This window comes from Patescibacteria group bacterium (genome assembly GCA_040390045.1).
Taxonomy (GTDB): Bacteria; Patescibacteriota; Minisyncoccia; order Phycocordibacterales; family SIBU01; genus SIBU01.
Genome location: JAZJZC010000004.1, coordinates 91163 through 108738, shown reverse-complemented (window position 1 = coordinate 108738; position 17576 = coordinate 91163). Strand labels below are relative to the sequence as shown.

At 43.2% G+C, this 17576-nt stretch carries 15 protein-coding genes; 4 read left to right on the top strand and 11 right to left on the bottom strand.

The annotated features are described in order from the left end of the window. Positions 1 to 21: 21 nt before the first annotated feature. From dnaG to V4467_04160, 5 genes are all read right to left on the bottom strand, one after another. Positions 22 to 1788 (bottom strand): DNA primase, encoded by a 1767-nt coding sequence (gene dnaG, locus V4467_04180; protein ID MES2088158.1) that lies wholly within the window; start codon positions 1786 to 1788, stop codon positions 22 to 24. Positions 1789 to 1790: 2 nt separating this feature from the next. Beyond that, positions 1791 to 2132 (bottom strand): endoribonuclease MazF, encoded by a 342-nt coding sequence (mazF, locus tag V4467_04175; GenBank protein MES2088157.1) that lies wholly within the window; start codon positions 2130 to 2132, stop codon positions 1791 to 1793. Further along, positions 2126 to 2368 carry an AbrB/MazE/SpoVT family DNA-binding domain-containing protein gene (locus V4467_04170; GenBank protein ID MES2088156.1) on the bottom strand — a complete coding sequence of 81 codons (243 nt, stop codon included), beginning with the start codon at positions 2366 to 2368 and terminating at the stop codon, positions 2126 to 2128. Before V4467_04170 ends, mazF begins: the two co-directional genes overlap by 7 nt. Positions 2369 to 2437: 69 nt before the next feature. After that, complete coding sequence (gene rpoC / locus V4467_04165; GenBank protein ID MES2088155.1) at positions 2438 to 6097, bottom strand: DNA-directed RNA polymerase subunit beta'; 3660 nt, start codon at positions 6095 to 6097, stop codon at positions 2438 to 2440. A gap of 36 nt (positions 6098 to 6133) precedes the next feature. Continuing rightward, positions 6134 to 9403 carry a DNA-directed RNA polymerase subunit beta gene (locus V4467_04160; GenBank protein ID MES2088154.1) on the bottom strand — a complete coding sequence of 1090 codons (3270 nt, stop codon included), beginning with the start codon at positions 9401 to 9403 and terminating at the stop codon, positions 6134 to 6136. Between the two features lie 377 nt (positions 9404 to 9780). Between V4467_04160 and V4467_04155 the strand changes: the two genes are divergently transcribed. Beyond that, the gene (locus V4467_04155) at positions 9781 to 10098 is read left to right on the top strand and encodes a hypothetical protein (protein MES2088153.1); all 318 of its coding nucleotides are present in this window, start codon (positions 9781 to 9783) and stop codon (positions 10096 to 10098) included. A 42-nt stretch (positions 10099 to 10140) separates the two neighbouring features. On the opposite strand, the gene V4467_04150 is transcribed toward V4467_04155, so the two are convergent. Beyond that, the gene (locus tag V4467_04150; protein ID MES2088152.1) at positions 10141 to 10869 is read right to left on the bottom strand and encodes a peptidylprolyl isomerase; all 729 of its coding nucleotides are present in this window, start codon (positions 10867 to 10869) and stop codon (positions 10141 to 10143) included. Positions 10870 to 10984: 115 nt separating this feature from the next. On the opposite strand from V4467_04150, the gene V4467_04145 reads away from it, so the two are divergent. Together V4467_04145 and V4467_04140 are read left to right on the top strand one after the other, a co-directional pair. Beyond that, positions 10985 to 11989: a phosphoribosylaminoimidazolesuccinocarboxamide synthase gene (locus V4467_04145; GenBank protein MES2088151.1), complete on the top strand. Its 1005-nt coding sequence runs from the start codon at positions 10985 to 10987 to the stop codon at positions 11987 to 11989. Positions 11990 to 12138: 149 nt separating this feature from the next. Continuing rightward, positions 12139 to 12648, top strand: coding sequence for a hypothetical protein (locus V4467_04140; protein ID MES2088150.1), 510 nt, complete (start codon positions 12139 to 12141; stop codon positions 12646 to 12648). 119 nt (positions 12649 to 12767) lie between these two features. On the opposite strand, the gene metK is transcribed toward V4467_04140, so the two are convergent. Further along, positions 12768 to 13826: a methionine adenosyltransferase gene (metK, locus tag V4467_04135; GenBank protein ID MES2088149.1), complete on the bottom strand. Its 1059-nt coding sequence runs from the start codon at positions 13824 to 13826 to the stop codon at positions 12768 to 12770. A gap of 638 nt (positions 13827 to 14464) precedes the next feature. On the opposite strand from metK, the gene V4467_04130 reads away from it, so the two are divergent. Then, on the top strand, positions 14465 to 15151 hold the full coding sequence (locus V4467_04130) for an HAD-IB family hydrolase (GenBank protein ID MES2088148.1): 687 nt from the start codon (positions 14465 to 14467) through the stop codon (positions 15149 to 15151). Positions 15152 to 15233: 82 nt separating this feature from the next. Here the strand turns inward: V4467_04130 and V4467_04125 are convergent, their stop codons facing one another. From V4467_04125 to dapB, 4 genes are all read right to left on the bottom strand, one after another. Continuing rightward, positions 15234 to 15503 carry a helix-turn-helix transcriptional regulator gene (locus V4467_04125; GenBank protein MES2088147.1) on the bottom strand — a complete coding sequence of 90 codons (270 nt, stop codon included), beginning with the start codon at positions 15501 to 15503 and terminating at the stop codon, positions 15234 to 15236. An 84-nt stretch (positions 15504 to 15587) separates the two neighbouring features. Beyond that, positions 15588 to 16316, bottom strand: a complete 729-nt coding sequence (trmD, locus tag V4467_04120; protein MES2088146.1) for a tRNA (guanosine(37)-N1)-methyltransferase TrmD — start codon at positions 16314 to 16316, stop codon at positions 15588 to 15590. Positions 16317 to 16372: 56 nt separating this feature from the next. Beyond that, complete coding sequence (locus V4467_04115) at positions 16373 to 16684, bottom strand: hypothetical protein (GenBank protein MES2088145.1); 312 nt, start codon at positions 16682 to 16684, stop codon at positions 16373 to 16375. Between the two features lie 94 nt (positions 16685 to 16778). Beyond that, positions 16779 to 17528 carry a 4-hydroxy-tetrahydrodipicolinate reductase gene (dapB, locus tag V4467_04110; protein ID MES2088144.1) on the bottom strand — a complete coding sequence of 250 codons (750 nt, stop codon included), beginning with the start codon at positions 17526 to 17528 and terminating at the stop codon, positions 16779 to 16781. Positions 17529 to 17576 lie beyond the last annotated feature (48 nt).

Genomic DNA, 17576 nt, shown 5'->3' with positions numbered 1-17576 from the left:
GGTTTTCTTTATAAAACTACCTCATAATTTATTGCTACTTTCTGTGGTCAATTTACTTCTAAGTAGACGTAATTCCTGCTTTCTTCGTGACAGAGTGTCAACGGAGGTCATATGCACGCTATGGGTTTTATTTTCCTTCGAATACAACAGGCTCATAGCTTCTGCCAACTTTTGATCAATGACTTCTTCTTCAAGATTAAGTAAAAGTTCTGCGATTGTGTGCTTGAGATTTAAGGAGTTATCGTAGGACAGCTCGGCTTCAAAAATTAAATCATTAAGGTTGTTTTTGTTTGCGGTTTCTAAAAGGTTAAACTGTTCGTTGCCTAAGATTGCTACCAAGTTTTTTCGAAGTTCGGAAACATTAATTTTCTGATCGCTCTTTTTGGCTTCTTGCCAGACTAGAATCCCTAAAACTTTTTTCTCGATATTATTTTTTCGGTTGGCTTTTTTGGGTTCAGCGGTTTCGGAGGTTTTAAACTGCAAAGTTTCAATCGCTGGTTCCACTTCAATTTTCTTAAACTCAGCCCATAGCGCGTCCTCTTTTATTCCAGCCAATGCGGAAATTTTTGTTATAAAGTGTGACTGATCGATAGCACTTTGAAGCGATTTTACGTATGGCAGTATGAGTTTTTGAATCTCAACACCCAATTTTCGCGGTTCAAGTTTTTTCTCAAGCAGAGTTTCGAGAGAAAAATCAATGACGTGTTTGGAATTTTTAATAATTTCCGCCCACTCGGCAGGATTTCTCAAGATAATATCAGCAGGATCCTCGCCCTGTGGCAGCTTTGCAACTTTTACATCCATCCCAAGCATTAACGCGGTTTTAGCGTTTCGTGCGGACGCCTTAAAACCCGCCTCGTCAGAATCGAACGAAAGAATAATGTTTTTTGAAAGTCGTGTTAGCAGTCCGAGATTAGTCACTCCATTATCACTTAAAATGTCTTGCGAAAGTGCGGTACCTGAGACGGCAACAGTGTTGCTGAAGCCGGCCTGGTGTGAGAGTACCAGATCCATTTGGCCTTCCACCATGATTGAATAATCACGTTTTCGAATGTCGTATTTCGCTTTGTGCAAGCCGTACAGAACTCGCGACTTGTTGAACAGGATTGTTTCAGGGCTATTGACGTATTTGCCAGTTTTTCCGTCATCAAGTCGCGATAGAATTCTGCCGGAAAATCCGATAACTCTTTCTGAGCTGTCAAAAATCGGAAACATAATTCGGCCACGGAAAAAATCGAAGAAACCTTTCTCCGATTTCTTAACAAGTCCTGCAGAAATCATCTCTCCGGTAGTAAAGCCTTTGGCAGTAAGATCATCGTACAGCGCCCTCCAAGAGTCGGGCGCAAAACCTAATCGCCAATCTTTAATAGTTTCAGGTTTTACTCCCCTCTTGGCCAAATATTCTTTTGCCTCAGAATCCAAACTCAATGATTTTTCGAAAAAGCTAGTTGCAGCATCGAGTACTGAGTACAGTCTGTCTTTTTCGCTCTTAGCTTTAGGATTTTCTCGTTCCAGTGTCACTCCAGCTTTTTGAGCTAGAACCTTTAGTGCTCCGACAAAATCCAACCCTTCAAATTGTTCGACAAAGGAAAAAATATCACCTTTCACTTGGCAGCCGAAGCAGTAAAAGGAATTTCTATCTGGCGACACGAAAAAGGACGGCGTCTTTTCATTATGAAATGGACACCGAGCTTTGTAGTTGCTACCTGCTTTTTCGAGCTTAACATAGGAACCGACAACATCAACTATGCTAAGCCTTTCTTTTATTTGATCTACGTTTCCTGACATAGTTATCCTTGTATCAATTCACTAATTTTGCTTTGTAACTCAGATAATTGCGCTTCAGAGACCTTGCCTATGAACTGGCACTTTCTTTTTGACCAATCGAGTGCGCGGATTTGATCTGCTAGTGCAACACTCTGTACACCATCAACCAAAATTTCAACTTCAAACGAGTAACCTTTGATTGACCTCGTAATTGGGCAACAAATCGCCATGCTGGTTTTTTTATTATACACCCTTGGCGATACAACTAACGCCGGCCTTCTCCCTGCTTGTTCATGTCCAAACGAAGGATCGAAGCTCATCCATACGATGTCGCCCCTATTGGGAATATAGGCTTGTCTTACCATACTTCTTTGCCTTTCATTTTACCCCAGTCAATTTCCTCGTGTCTGTTTTTGGCGCTAATTTTCCGTACAAGTTGCGAAAGGGTCTCTTTCGGTTTCGAAAGCGGTTTAATAGAAATCAAATCATCATTCGATACGATAGATACAACTGAGCCTTGTTTTAGACCAGCGTTTTCCGCCGCCTCTTTTGGTAGGCGAACAGCGAGACTATTTCCCCACTTTTGAATTTTCGTTGTCATGTTAATTACTAGAAACACTTGTATATACAGAAGTATATACAAGTGTTTCTGTGACGTCAATCGGAAAAACTAGCTTCGAGCGGCTTCAGCTTCTTTTTCTGCTCTCTTTTCTTTAATGAGATTAGCTTTTGCTCCACCAACAACTCCAGTTCCAGCTGGGATCAAGCGTCCGATAATAACGTTTTCCATGAGACCGAGTAGTTTGTCTTCGTTACCGCGAATAGCGGCATTGATAAGTACGCGAGTGGTGTGTTGGAAGGAAGCGGCTGAAAGGAAGCTTTTGCGTGAAAGTGATACCTCTGAAATTCCCATGATCACTGGTTCAACCTTGGCTTCCTCAAGTCCGGCTTCCTTAGCTTTTTCGTTTTCTAGATGAAGTTGGTAGAGATCAATCATTTCTCCAGTTGAAAGCGCAGTGCCTCCACCATCAAGAACTTTTCGTCGGCTGAACATCTGTCGGACGATCACTTCAATGTGTTTTCGAGAAACAGTTTCTCCTTGGAGCTCGTAAGGCTTGGTAACTTCGGCGATGATGTAGTCTTCAGTTTTTTCATGACCAGCGTATTTGAAGAGTTCATCAATATCAACTGAACCGTCGGTAATAACGTCACCCTTTTTAATCGTATCTCCTACCTTTACAAATGAAATTCGAGCATAACCCATCGTGTATTCAATCTCAGCCTTTTTCTTGGTCTTTGATTTATCTGCAATGTCGGGAACAACGATGATGATTTTTTCCTTACCCATGTCACGAATTTCTGTAACAACTCCATCTACACGAGAAACAACGGCTGGATTTTTTGGAGCTCGTTTTTCGAAGAGTTCTTCAACGCGAGGCAAACCTTGCGTAATGTCTCCTCCGACAGACGCGGTTCCTCCGGCGTGGAAAGTACGCATGGTGAGCTGAGTTCCTGGTTCACCGATAGCTTGAGCGGCAACGGTTCCTACTGCTTCGCCAATTCCCACCGATTCAAATTTACCGAGATCAACACCGTAACATTTGATGCAAACGCCGTGGATTGATTTACAGGTCAGTGGTGATCGAACTTTAGCTTCGAGTGCCCCTTCATCCTGGATTTTCAAAGCGTCAATTTTTGACAACAAGGTTCCTTTCTTGAGAATAACTTCGCCATTTTTGCCAATGGCGTCAGCGCCGAGAACTCGTCCTTTGATGTGTTTCGCCAATGTAGGATCTCCACCAAGAGCGCCAACTCGTTTGATGGTTAGGGTGTCTTTGGTTCCACAATCTTCTTCCGTAACAATCGTATCTTGCGCGGCGACGAACAATTTTCGAGTGAGGTATCCGGCTTTGGCAGTGTTGAGCGCCGTGTCAGTCAAACCTTTTCGAGAACCGTGAGTGGTAATGAAGTATTCAATTGGAGTCAAACCTTCTTTCATTGAAGAAAGAATTGGAAATTCGATAGTTTCTCCGGCAGTGTTTTGAATCAAACCTTTCATACCGGCCATCTGAGTAATCTGTGAAAATGAACCTCGAGCACCAGAGAACACCATGTCGTGAACTGAACCGTTTACTGGAAGTGTTGCTGGGATTAATTTTTCAATTTCATTTTTAGCACCGTGCCAAATTTCAATATTTTTTCGAAGTTTTTCTTCTTTTGAAAGCAAACCTTCGTTGTATTGATTGAGTACGAGGTCGGATTTTTTCTTAGCGGCGTCAATCACTTCAGGTTTCTTTTCTGGAATTTTGACATCGTCAATTCCCCAGGTAACGCCAGAGTAGGTTGCGTATTTGAAACCGAAGGACTTTATCTTATCCATGATCGGTGGAATATTTTTGATGCCGTAGCGGTTGATGAGATCATCAACGAGCCATGCCATTTTCTTTCGTTCGATATCTTGGTTGATGTATGGGTAGTCAGATGGAAGCACACTATTGAAGAGCAATCGTCCAACAGATGTTTCAAATAACCCTCCTTCAAATTCCTTGTACTTGAGGTTGCTGGTTCCCATGACTTTCACCTTTGCGCGGAATTCCACTGCGTCGAAGTTGAACGCGGTGATAGCGGCATTTGGACTTGAGAAGTATTTCCCTTCTCCTGTAGCTCCTGGAATAATCTTGGTCATCCAGTAACAACCGAGAACAATATCGAGCATTTTTGCAGAAACAATCGGATCGCCGTTTCCAGGTTTCAAAATGTTTTTGTCAGATGCCATGATTTCCTTGGCCTCGAGCTGAGCCTCAACTCCAAGCGGAAGGTGGACAGCCATCTGGTCTCCGTCGAAGTCAGCGTTGAAGGCGGTACAAACGAGTGGGTGGACATGAATAGCGTTACCTTCGATAAGTACAGGTCGGAAAGCTTGAATACCCAATCGGTGCAACGTAGGCGCGCGGTTTAGAAGAACGTATTTATCTTTGGTGATTTCTTCAAGAATAGCCCAAACTTCCGGAACATCTTCGTCGATAAGGCGTCCGGCTCCGCGGATGTTGAATGCTAATTCGCGTCGTAGAAGTTCGCCGATAACGAATGGTCGGAAAAGTTCAAGAGCCATGTGTTTTGGCAAACCACACTGGTCGAGTTTGAGTTCAGGACCGACAACGATAACCGATCGAGCTGAGTAGTCAACGCGTTTACCCAAAAGGTTTTGTCGGAAAAGACCTCGTTTACCTTTAAGGTTGTCAGAAAGGGATTTTAACGGTCGGCGCTGTGATTGATTCAAGGCACCTGAAGGAGTGTTGCCGTGTCGAATTGAGTTATCAATAAGTGAGTCAACGGCTTCCTGAAGAATTCTTTTTTCGTTACGCAAAATAACATCCGGCGCATTGATTTCTTTCAATTTCTTCAAACGATTGTTGCGGTTGATGACGCGGCGGTACAAATCGTTCACATCTGACGTAGCATATCGGCCTCCGTCTAATGGAACCATTGGTCGAAGTGCTGGTGGAATAACAGGAATTCGCGTCAAAAACATCCATTCTGGGCGAATGTTTGAGTTGATCATTGAGCGAACGAGGCTCAATCGTTTGTTGATCTTATCTTTTTCGAGCGAGCTGGCTTCTTGAAAATCCTGTTCAAGTTTATTCTCAAGTTTTTTGAGGTCAATATTTTTGCACAAACTGTACACGGCTTCGGCTCCAATTGAAGCTTCGAAAAGGGTGCCGTATTTCATGGAGAAGTTGTGGTAGGCCACTTCATCAAGCACAGTTCCCTCTTGAACACTCTCAATTTCTTTTTTAGCAGCGACACATTTCTCTTTAATGGCGTCTTTAGATTTCTCGTCTTGAAGAGATTTAACTTTTGATTTGTATTCGGCGTCGAGATCTTTGAGAATTTGCGCGCGGTCGTCTTCAAAAATCTTGGTGACGATGTAACCGGCGAAGTAAATAACTTTTTCCAAATCTCCCGTTGCCATTCCAAGAATTAATCCCAAGCGAGATGGCATACTTCGGAGAAACCAGATGTGAGAAACTGGGGTTGCGAGATCAATGTGACCCATTCGTTCACGTCGAACAATTGAGCGAGTGATTTCCACTCCACATTTTTCACAGACAATTCCTTTATAGCGAATACCGCGGTATTTTCCACAGTAACATTCGTAATCTCGATCTGGGCCGAAAATTTTCTCGTCGAATAGCCCAGATTTTTCACTTCTCTGTGTTCGATAGTTAATGGTTTCCGGCTTGGTGATTTCGCCGTAGGACCACTCCTTGATTCTCTCGGGAGAGGCAATTTTGAGGCCGATGCTCTCGAAAGTGTTTAAATTTCCAATGGTTTTTGATTTTATCATGGTATTTTTTGAGTTTAACTATCGATCACTTCCACTTCTTGTGCGCGACCTTTTCTGATCAGGAACTTCTGGAAGTTGACCTTTGAGATCAACGTCGAGTGCTAATCCTCGTAAGTTGTTGAGCAAAACGTTAAACGATGCCGGAGCATTTGATTCGGAAATTTCTTCACCCTTAACAATTGAATCGAATGCCGCGCTTCGTCCCATAATATCGTCAGATTTGATTGTCAGAATTTCACGCAATGTATGTGCCGCGCCGTGTCCAAGAAGTGCCCAGACTTCCATTTCTCCGAATCGCTGTCCTCCACCTTGAGCTTTTCCTCCAAGTGGTTGCTGAGTAATAAGTGAGTACGGACCAATTGAACGCATGTGAATCTTATCTTCAACCATGTGGTGCAGTTTAAGAATGTACATGTACCCAATGGCAATGTCTTGATCAAACGCCTGACCGGTTCGGCCGTCGTAAAGTTTCACTTTTCCAGATTCTGGAATACCTGATTTTACCAATTCTTCTTTGATTTCAGTTTCAGTTGCTCCGGCAAAAGGAGGAACGATTGCTTGGTAGCCTTGAATTTGTGCGGCCAATCCCAAGTGCAATTCCAAAATCTGTCCGAGGTTCATACGTGAAGGCACGCCGAGTGGAGTCAAAATAACATCCACTGGTCGGCCGTCTGGCATGTATGGCATATCTTCTTCTGGAAGAATTTTTGAAATAACACCTTTGTTACCGTGTCGGCCGGCGAGCTTGTCTCCCACAGACACCGTTCGAAGTTCTGCCACTTCAATATGAATTCGTTTGATGATTCCTGAATCGAGCTTGTCTCCTTTTTCACGAGAGAATACTTTCACACCGATAATGCGGCCGCGCTTTCCTCCTTCCATTCTCTTTGATGTATCTTTGACGTCACGAGCTTTTTCACCGAAGAGTGATCGCAAGAGTCTTTCTTCTGGAGTAAGTTGTGTCTCTCCTTTTGGCGTAATTTTACCAACCAAGATGTCTCCTGAACGAACCTCGGCTCCAACGCGAACTACTCCATCTTCGTCAAGATTTTTAAGTTTAGCTTCGCCAACGTTTGGAATATCGTGAGTGGTAATTTCGGGCCCAAGTTTGGTATCGCGTACGTTGACCACAAATTCCTCAATGTGAATTGAACTGAATTTACTATTTTTAACCAATCGTTCGGAAATAATAATAGCGTCTTCGTAGTTTGATCCAGACCATGACATGAAGGCTACGAGCATGTTTTGTCCGAGAGCTACTTGGCCGTTTGAACTTGATGATGTATCAGCCAACACGTCTCCCTTCTTTACTGAATCACCGAGGTTAACCGATGGTCGTTGATGGAAGGCGGTAAAGCCGTTGGTTCGAGAAAAATTAACAAGTGGATATTCGTGTTCCTTACCTTTTGAATTTTTGACAGAAATTTTTGAAGCGTCAACATGCGTAACTGTTCCTTCTTCCTCAGAAATAATAATTCGTCCGCTATCAAATGCTGCTTTTTCTTCAATGCCGGTAGCGACAAGTGGAGCTTCAGGAACCAAACATGGAGTTGCTTGTTTTTGCATGTTCGAACCCATGAGCGCTCGGTTGGCATCGTCGTGGTTAAGGAACGGGATCATCGAAGTGGCGATCGAGAAGGCTTGGTTGGTGGCCACGTCGATATAATCAACCTGGTCTCGAGTGACGAGTCCTGGTTTACCGCTGATTCTCACTTCAACTTCATCGTTGGTGATTCGTCCATCTTTGTCATATTCAGTTGCGGCGTGAGCAATTTTAAAAGTCTCTTCGGCGAGTGCGTCTAAGTAGTGAATTTCTTTGGTAACAACACCCTTGGTAACTTTGGCGTATGGAGTTTCAATCATGCCGAAATCATTCAGCGTTGCGTAGGTAGACAAACGCAAAATCAAACCGATGTTTGGACCTTCGGGTGTATGAATTGGACAGAGTCTGCCGTAGTGAGATGGATGCACGTCGCGCACTTCGAATCCTGCGCGTTCGCGCGTAAGACCTCCGGGACCAAGAGCAGAAAGCGTTCGCAAGTGTTCGAGTTCAGAAAGAATATTTTCCTGAAGCATGAATTGCGATAGTTGGTTGGTGGTGAAGAATTCTTTCAATCGTGCCTGCAAAGGTTTGGGTGAAATAAATTGTACCGGCATGGTGACGTCAGGATCAACAGTCGACATTCGATCTTGAATGTTTCGTTTGATTTGAGACATACCAACGCGAATTTTCTGTTGCATGAGTTCACCGACAAAACGAACGCGGCGTGATCCTAAGTGATCAATATCGTCTTCGATAGAGCCGGGGGTGTTATTAAGATTAATAACGTGAGAGACAATAGTCACCACGTCATCAAGCGTAATAGTTCGAACGGCAATTGCCTTTGGATCCATACTTTTATTGAAACGCTTGTTGAATCGAAAACGTCCTACTTTTGAAATATCATAGCGTTCTTCACTCCAAATTGAGCGAATAAATTCTTTGGCGTTTTCAACTGTTCCCAAATCGCCATCTCGCAATCGCTTGTGAACTTCGAGGAATGAATCGTCAGCGGTTTTGGCGTGATCTTTAAGGAGGGTGGTTTCAAGTACTGCTCTAGCAAATTCATTATCCTTAAAATGAGAGAAAATATCTTTTTCAGTTGCGGCGCCTAAAATTCGAAGGAGTGAGGTAACAGCAAATTTTCTCTTTCGATCGATGCGAACGTAAATAGCGCCGTCGGGATCACTTTCAATTTCAATCCAAGCTCCACGGGAAGGAATAATTTTAGCTCCGAAGTAACGGCCGCCTTTAATATCTTGCGCAGTAAAGGAAATACCGAATGATCGCGCGAGCTGTGGCACGATAACTCGTTCAATGCCGGAAACAATAAAGGTTCCGTGATTGGTCATGAGTGGAAAATCGGCAAGGAAAATTTCCTGCTCTTTAACAGTTCCTAAAACTTTATTTTTTAACTTAACGGTTCCCTTGAGCGGCGCTTCGTAGGAGAGTTTGTTGGCCTTGGCATAGTATTCGTCAAATTTTGGTTCGGAGAGTTTAAAACCGGTGAAGTCCAATTCAAATTTCTTTCCAGCATAATCTTTAATAGAAGAAAATTCCTTAAAGACTTCTTCAAGGCCATGTTTTACAAGCCATTCAAATGACTTGATTTGAGGAGCGACAAAGTTTGGGGTGTCGGTGAGAGCCTTTTTCCACTTTCCGAAATATTTTTTTGAACGTTTTCCGCCGGTGTCGTACGGAACCATTTCTTCCAATTTTCCGTTGTGAAATATTTGTCGTGTGTTCATAATTTTTATAAAAAAGCTTTTAATAATCTCCCCACCCCTTATCTATTAAACTTTACTTTTAAAAATACAGACAAAAAACTCCCTCGGATGAGAGGCAGCCAAAAATTTTTGGTTATTTAGTTAGATTAAGCAAGAAAAATGCGGTTATAAAATTTCATGATTTGGATACAATTCGAGGCGCTCGCGAGTATTGCGACCAAGCTGTAGTAAACTACTGCGCGGGAGCAAACGGAGCGAGCAACGAAGAAGTGTGCCAAATCTGGAATTTTATTAAGGACCAATAAACCTTGCAATCCCTTCAATTTCCCCCGTAACACAATCTTGCGAAGATAGGCGGAAGTATAGACTATAGGGACTTCCTTGTCAACAAGCTGAGGATGTGTATAACAAAAGCTAAGGTTTCAGGTAAGAAAGAGAAAGAAAAGGGCGCCTTATTCAGGTACCCATATAAATCTTTCGAGAAATCAAGCGAGCAAGGTAGTCTCGTGCGGGCTTCCGACCGGCCTATTGGAAGAATTTTTCTCCCTTTGTCGATCGTGAGTGCATTTGAGACAGATCATTGGCGCCAATTCATTTTGGTGGCACAATTTCCACCCAACGGTTACCAGGAAACTGACAGAGTGGTGACAATCGTCACAACAGCCAACTACTGCGGTTTGCATAGCAATCCTTTCTTGTGTGAACTATCAAAATAATATCAAGACCAGAAAGAATGTCAAAGAAAATTTGAAGATAATTTAGTTACTAACGGTGACACTCTTCATAACCACCTCCGAAAGGGGTCGATCACTCTCATCGGTAGGAGTTTTTCCGATTGCATCAACGACATCTTGACCCACAACAACATGACCGAAGATGGTGTAATTGTTTGGCAAAGGATAATCAGCAAGCATAATGAAAAATTGACTGCCGTTGGTGTTTGGGCCAGCGTTTGCCATGGCGAGCACGCCTTTTTTGTAACCAGCTTTGTATGATGGAGTGCTTGGATTCAACTCATCATCAAATTTGTATCCTGGGCCGCCTGTACCGGTTCCCATTGGATCCCCTCCTTGAATCATAAATCCAGGAATTACTCGGTGAAAAATTACTCCGTTATAAAAACCCTTCTGTGCGAGTGTTAAAAAGTTTTGTACAGTTTTTGGCGCATCGGCTGGATACATTTCCAAAACAATTTTTCCGAAGTTGGTATCAAGAGTAACTTTGTTCATGGTTTTAGTTTGTGTTGATGAATTAGTAGAGGTGTTTGTGGCTGGTTTTTCTTCTGGCTTCGGCGTTACTGTTGGATTTTCAGTTGAATATTGATTAACTGGTAATTCGGTAACTTTTAGTGTACCGCCAGTTGAGTCGACTGAAACGTTTGACTGATCGGCAGGAGCAGATTTTTTTTGAGAAATAAAAATTCCAATTCCGAACACTCCAACAATGACTAGTGACCAAATTATGTAAACAATTGTATTTTTGTGCATAGGTTTATCTGACAATAATACACAAGTTGGTGAAATTTGAAAAGTGTTTGCAAAAAATTTGAGCCTAGCCTAGTATTGCAACAGAACAACTGAACACACAACAAACACAAAACTCATGAAAAGCAGAGAGCTTATCCACCAAGGTAGCGTTAAAGACATCTACGAGGTCGACGCGCAAACCCTCGCTTTCGTGCACACCAACAATTGGTCTGCGTTCGACATCGGCCGCTGCTCACAGCCAATTCCGGAAATGGGAAAGGCTGTGGTTCGAGCCACCATGGCATCAAATCGAATCGCCACGGCAGTCGGCGTCCAGACCTGCATTCTCGAGCAAGAGGATGAGTGGACGATATTGGTGCGCCGGTTCAATACATTAAAGGGGCTGGCATTAAATCCTGGTGAGACCGACGTTATGGTATCACTGGAGTGGATTGACCGTGAAGCGGTTTCGGGCAACCTCAACCGTGACTTCATATCGGGAAAAAGGAAACCGACTGATTTCGGTTTTGAAAGTGACGGCTCGGACAAACTTCCCACTGAAGGAACTCTGTTGCCTTTTCCTTCCCACGAAGTGACTACGAAATGGGAAGATGTCGACCGCCCAATTGCGACCACAGAAGAAGCCTTGGCGTATGCTGGAATTACTCTGACCGAATGGCGAAGTGTCTGGCGAGTTATTAATCGCCTCAATGGCGCACTTGCACTTGCGGCGCGGTCGGCGGGCTTTACGAGGCTCGATGGCAAAAAAGAAATTGCCTTGTCTGGGCGGAAGAGACACCCAGTGGTGATTGACTCGTTTGGAACTCCTAACGAGGATCGCTATGCTCTGACCAAAACGCTCAAGCCGGGACAGGTTGAGCACTACTCGAAGGAATACCTAAGGCAACTTCTGATCGAAAAAGGTTTCAAGAAGGCGCTCGACATTACGCGTTCGCACGGATTACCCAATCCTAAATACCCGATTCTCACCGAAGATGAAATTGGAGAGGTCGGTCGACGGTACCGTAATTTTGCAGCTATGTACGAGGCCGGAGTGAATCGAATCCTCGGAAGCACCTGCCGAGCACGAGAAATTTTCGATGCCGGCATCAGTCAGTCCGCGGGTGAGTGCATTTATTGATCGGTGTACCTCAGAATTTTTCTGAGGTATTTTTATGTAAATTTTTGCTGTCCCACCATAACAATTATCCACAACCCACCACAAAACTGTAAGTTTTGTGGTATAATTTTGCCACGTCGTATTAATACTCTTATTATTGCTAATCTAAAATGCAAAAAGATTATACAAAGTGGGTTTGGGGTGGAGTTGCCGTAGTTGTCGTTGTCGGAATTATCCTTATTGCTAACAAAACGAATGAATCGGAAGTTCCGCCAGTCGTTGACACTACAAACTCACAGGCTGAGATGCCGGTAGTTAAAACAGCTGCGCCAGTTACAAAAAAACCAATGACTCAGACACCAACTCAGGTTATTACCCCAACGCCAAAACCAACTGGAAATGTAGTTGAGCTCACCGATAAAGGCTTTGTACCATCGACTCTTGAAATTAAGCGTGGTGAAAGTGTTGAATTTAGAAATTCCAGTAGTATGGCTATGGTAATTCACGGCTCAACAGATAAACCAGAAACGACCTACCCAGGATTTTCCCAGGAGTCTGGACCTCTTGGTAGAGGTGGTAAATTTTATTTTGCTTTCACAACAGCCGGTGCGTGGCCATTTTATAACTTGAACACCGGTATGCCAACGTCAAAGTATCTCGGAGTGATTATTGTGAAATAGAAAGTAGTAATTAGTGGGTAGTGGGTAGACTTGTTGAAACCCCCGGCGCGCAAAGCGCGCCGGGGGTTTCTTTAATCTGGTCTACCTACTACCATCTACCGACTATCTACTCTCTCCCCTTATTTCATCTTCACAATCTTCTCCCACGGCAATCCCAATTTTCCAAAATGCCCATAGGCGGCAGTTTGCTGATATTGCGGTTTGAGCAAATCCAATTTTTCAATAATTGCTCGCGGTCGAAAATCAAAATGTTTTTTTACAATAGCTGACAAATCTTTTCCATTTTCATCTACAGCATAGACCATGAGCGGATCAATATGCCCGATGGCGTAGGCCACAGAAACCATAGCTTCGTTGGCATAGCCGTTTGCAACCAAATTTTTGGCAACAAATCGGCACATGTAGGCTCCTGAACGATCAACTTTCGTCAAATCTTTTCCGGAAAAACAACCTCCACCGTGTGGCACTAGGCCTCCGTAGGTATCAACGATAATTTTTCGCCCTGTAAGTCCCGCGTCAGCCTCAAATCCACCCTGAACGAATGAACCGGTTGGATTTACAAGAATTTCCACCCCATCGGCAAGCTTTCCCAAAATTGGTTTGATAAGTTTCTCAGTTATAGTTTTTTTAATTTCGGCGTGGGTAATTTTTTTATCATGCTGAGTACTGACAAGAACTGTGCAAATTTTCCCATTGAGAAACGTCACTTGAGTTTTACCGTCGGGTTTGAGCCATTTAATTGCGCCGCTGGTTCGTAATTTTTCCAATCCCTTAGCAAGTTTGTGCACCAAAACTACGCCAAGTGGCAAATACTCTGGAGTTTCATTCGTGGCAAAACCGTACATAATTCCCTGATCTCCCGCTCCGCCAGTATCAACCCCCTGAGCAATGTCAGGTGACTGCTGAACAATGAACACCTGAATATCGAGTTTTTTGGTGTATCCAATTTTTTTGTAAACGTCCGCAGCGATTTTTTTGTAATTGACCTTGGCCTTGGTTGTGACCTCTCCACCGAGCACTAAGTGCCCGTGACTACCGAAGGTTTCCACAGCAACGCGGCTTTTTGGATCTTGCGCCAAACATGCATCTAAAATTGCATCAGAAATCTGATCGCAGACCTTGTCAGGGTGGCCGCAGGTTACACTCTCTACAGTATATGTATTATTTTTCTTACTCATTGAGTGAATTAACGTAATAAATTTATAAAAAAAACTTTCGCCGTTTGGGAAAGAGTTTGACCGGTTATCTTTCCCTTACGGGATTGGGTTGAGCACTTTATCCCTCGACTACGCTCGGGACAAGTTGCTGGATGGGTCTTAAAGCCAATGACTCTCACCATCCTCTGGATACTATTGATTTGTGGCATAAGTCTAACAGAAAGGGCCTATCTAAAGCAAGTACTGGATTTATAGCTTGGTTGTGATATAAATTATTTAGAAAAACGAACTGGATATTTATGAGATTTTTGAGACTTTTCGCTCTCTCAGCCCCGTTTATGGGTTTGATAACTTTTTTACTAGTCATGATGGGCGCGGGCATACCTACGAAAACGCCTGGGGGAGCAACCCTTACGACAGCATTATTTTTTTCTTGCATTTACGCTGCATCAGCGTGGATATTGCAAATTGTAATGAAGATCGGAAACCTGCAGAGGGGTTTTAAAATTATATTGGCAGCTTTTAACTTCGTATTTATAATCCTGCTATTATTCCCCTCTTTGCTCCCTCCGTCACGTATATAACTTATGTACGAACGGAGTTTTTTATTCGTAATTTTAATTGTGGCTTTTTACTTCACAACTTTGTACAATTGAAACATGAAAAAAGTCGCAGTTTTCGATATTGATGGAACAATTTTTCGTTCAAGTTTACTAATCGAATTGGTTGAAGCCCTGATTGACGAAGGCGTTTTCCCCAAAAAAAGCCGGGCGTTGTATCAATTACAATTTGAGCGCTGGACTAACCGAGAAGGAAGTTATGAGGACTACATCCAGGCCATTATCGACACATTTATGAAATATCTCAAGGGTGTGGACTACCATGAGTTTGAAAAAATCGGTCTTGCGGTGGTTGAGGCCAATAAAAATAAAATGTATCGCTATACGCGCGACCTCGTTAAGAAATTAAAACGAAAAGGTTATTTTTTGCTTGCAGTGTCTCAGTCACCAAAAGGATTGCTCGACGCTTTTTGTAAACGACTGGGATTTAATAAAGTGTACGGGAGATTTTATGAACTTGGCCCGTCAGATAAATTTACCGGTGAAGTCGTTGACCTTCATCTTATTGCAAACAAAGCCAACATTGTCCGTCGTGCAGTTGCCAAGGAAAATTTAACATTGAAGGGTTCTTACGGAATTGGTGACACCGAGGGTGATATTCCAATGCTCGAACTGGTGGAAAATCCAATTTGTTTTAATCCAAACCAAGCGCTGTACCGTTTTGCTAAAATGAATGGCTGGAAAATTGTGGTTGAGCGAAAAGATGTGATTTACGAAATCAGATAGAAATTAAGTACGGATTTAGTTAAAAAGTTGTTTTATTCTCATTTAACCTTTCGAGCGAATGGTTAAATAAGTGAGGTTGGGTCTAAAGTAGCTCCAGTAAATTACTAACGAGTCTATGCTGATTTTTTGAAAGTGTATAGTGAGCCTCAAATTTTTTCTGTTCGCGATCGAGCAACTCAGCGTTCAGCAACAAGCGCAAATGCTTCGAGGCGGCGTGATATGACATATTAAGATTTTCAGAAATTTTTCCAACAGATGACACTCTTACTTTTTTGAGGTACGCAAGTATTGCGAGTCGTCTTTGGTTGCCAGCAACCTTTAGCAACTTTTCCAATTTTTTAAAATCACTCATCAAAGCATTATACCATTCGCTCGAAAGGTTACAAGGTACTGTTTATTTTTAAAGTAGTGTGGCGAAAAAGACGGGGGGGGGGGGTTACTTATTTGGTTTTGTTTTAATTTTTGATTCTTTCCACTCCTTAATTTTGGCAGCGTGACCTGAAAGAAGAATTTTCGGAACACGAAAATTCTTTCCTTTAAATTTAAAAATTACTGGCCGCGTATACACATCTGGGCTGGCAACGCGAGATTCCTCGAGAGAATTAAAATCACCGAGTATCCCTGGAATTTGTCGTGAGATCACATCGATCATAAGCATCGCCGGCAATTCCCCACCAGTGAGCACAAATGGTCCGACTGAAAGTTCTTCAACTTTGAAAACTTTTTTAACTCGGGCATCGATTCCTTCATATCGGCCACAGATAATAATAATGTCCACAAACTTTCCCGCTACTTTTTTAGCGTACTCATTGGTAAATTGTTTGCCGGAAGGACTGAGCCAGACTATCACAGGGTTAAGGGTGTAAGTTTTAGGGTTTAGTTTTTTACTACTTTTAATTCGTCTATACCCTTTACCCTCTACCCTATACCCTGCTGTCATCAACGCTTTTTCAATCGCGCGAATTACCGGTTCAGCTTGAATTACCATACCTGGGCCTCCACCGTATGGTTTTCGGTCTATTCGATCGTGTTTGTTTTCTGCAAAATCTCGAGGATTATAAAACTTTACTTTTATTTTTTTGTCTTCAATTGCACGTTTCAAAATCGACTCCCCGAGATAGGAGTCGAAAGCGTGTGGGAATAGGGTTATGAAGTGGAAAGTCATGATGTGACGTTTAGGGTATAGGGTTTAGGCAAAAAAGGCAAGAAAAAACAGCAAAATTAATTGCTGCGCCAACGATCGGTTAAATCTTTCGGTTGGGCAACGAGCATAACCGTTTCTCCATTACCACTATTGTAAATGACACGAAGATCCTCTGCGGTTGCAATCGCCGCTTCCTTTGATGGAAAAACAATAGCTGATTTTCTCTCTTCACCGCAACACCTGAAAGGCTCGTGCGGAGCGAGAAAATACATTACGCCATTGAGGGAAACTTCGATAACGGCCTTTCCCTGAACGAAAATGCGCTTGCATTTTTTACACCCTTGGCGCACACCAGCCGGCGGTGCCAAAACGTTGATACTTACATTCATTGAGAAAATCTTTCAAAAATTTGAACTAAGGGCATAATAACTGAAACCAAACTTTGGTCAAGAAAAAACCCAGCGAAAGGCTGGGGTAGAGAAATCAACGGAGACCGAGAACGTCCTGCATGTCGTACAAACCAGGTTTTTGCTTTACAACCCACTCTGCAGCACGTAGTGCGCCTTCGGCGAACGTGTTGCGGCTGGAAGCCTTGTGCGTCAATTCGATTCGTTCGCCGATGGCGGCAAACAGTACCGTGTGATCCCCGACCACATCGCCGCCGCGAATCGAGTGAATCCCGATCTCATCTTGGCTTCGCGGTCCAGTCGTTCCGTGTCGGCCAAATTGGACAACATCATGAAGTTGTTTGCTTCGAGCCGCGGCAATAATTTCTGCCAACGTCAGCGCCGTGCCACTCGGTGCATCCTTTTTGAGGCAGTGATGCATCTCAACAATTTCTATGTCGACGCCAATTCCAACTTTTTCCGTGACGACGCCACTGAGCCAAAAAAGCAAGTTGGCTCCGATCGAGAAATTTGAGGTCATGACAATGGGAGTGATTCTTGCCATGTCCTCAATGATCTGACGCTGTTCGTCGGTGTGACCGGTAGTGCCAATAACGATTGATTTTTTAATTGCAGCGCAGGTCACTGCCATGGAGGTGCTTACCCCGGGATCATTGACGAAATCCACGACAACATCGACATCGAGAAGTTTGCCGTCCACCTGATCCGAGTGACAGATTTTTCCGACGACCTCAAGCCCTGGATGTTTTTCTACGCAGGCGAGTAAGGCGGTGCCCATCTTGCCGGTCCAGCCGTTAATCAGAATATTGATCTTTGGAGTGTTCATGCATTAAATTTTTGAATTTGTACCGAACTAGCGCGAATACTAAACATA

Coding starts and splice junctions, on each gene's coding strand:
- dnaG (MES2088158.1), bottom strand. CDS start 1,788: ATGTCAGGAAACGTAGATCAAATAAAAGAAAGGCTTAGCATAGTTGAT.
- mazF (MES2088157.1), bottom strand. CDS start 2,132: ATGGTAAGACAAGCCTATATTCCCAATAGGGGCGACATCGTATGGATG.
- V4467_04170 (MES2088156.1), bottom strand. CDS start 2,368: ATGACAACGAAAATTCAAAAGTGGGGAAATAGTCTCGCTGTTCGCCTA.
- V4467_04160 (MES2088154.1), bottom strand. CDS start 9,403: ATGAACACACGACAAATATTTCACAACGGAAAATTGGAAGAAATGGTT.
- V4467_04155 (MES2088153.1), top strand. CDS start 9,781: ATGTGTATAACAAAAGCTAAGGTTTCAGGTAAGAAAGAGAAAGAAAAG.
- V4467_04150 (MES2088152.1), bottom strand. CDS start 10,869: ATGCACAAAAATACAATTGTTTACATAATTTGGTCACTAGTCATTGTT.
- V4467_04145 (MES2088151.1), top strand. CDS start 10,985: ATGAAAAGCAGAGAGCTTATCCACCAAGGTAGCGTTAAAGACATCTAC.
- V4467_04140 (MES2088150.1), top strand. CDS start 12,139: ATGCAAAAAGATTATACAAAGTGGGTTTGGGGTGGAGTTGCCGTAGTT.
- metK (MES2088149.1), bottom strand. CDS start 13,826: ATGAGTAAGAAAAATAATACATATACTGTAGAGAGTGTAACCTGCGGC.
- V4467_04130 (MES2088148.1), top strand. CDS start 14,465: ATGAAAAAAGTCGCAGTTTTCGATATTGATGGAACAATTTTTCGTTCA.
- V4467_04125 (MES2088147.1), bottom strand. CDS start 15,503: ATGAGTGATTTTAAAAAATTGGAAAAGTTGCTAAAGGTTGCTGGCAAC.
- trmD (MES2088146.1), bottom strand. CDS start 16,316: ATGACTTTCCACTTCATAACCCTATTCCCACACGCTTTCGACTCCTAT.
- V4467_04115 (MES2088145.1), bottom strand. CDS start 16,684: ATGAATGTAAGTATCAACGTTTTGGCACCGCCGGCTGGTGTGCGCCAA.
- dapB (MES2088144.1), bottom strand. CDS start 17,528: ATGAACACTCCAAAGATCAATATTCTGATTAACGGCTGGACCGGCAAG.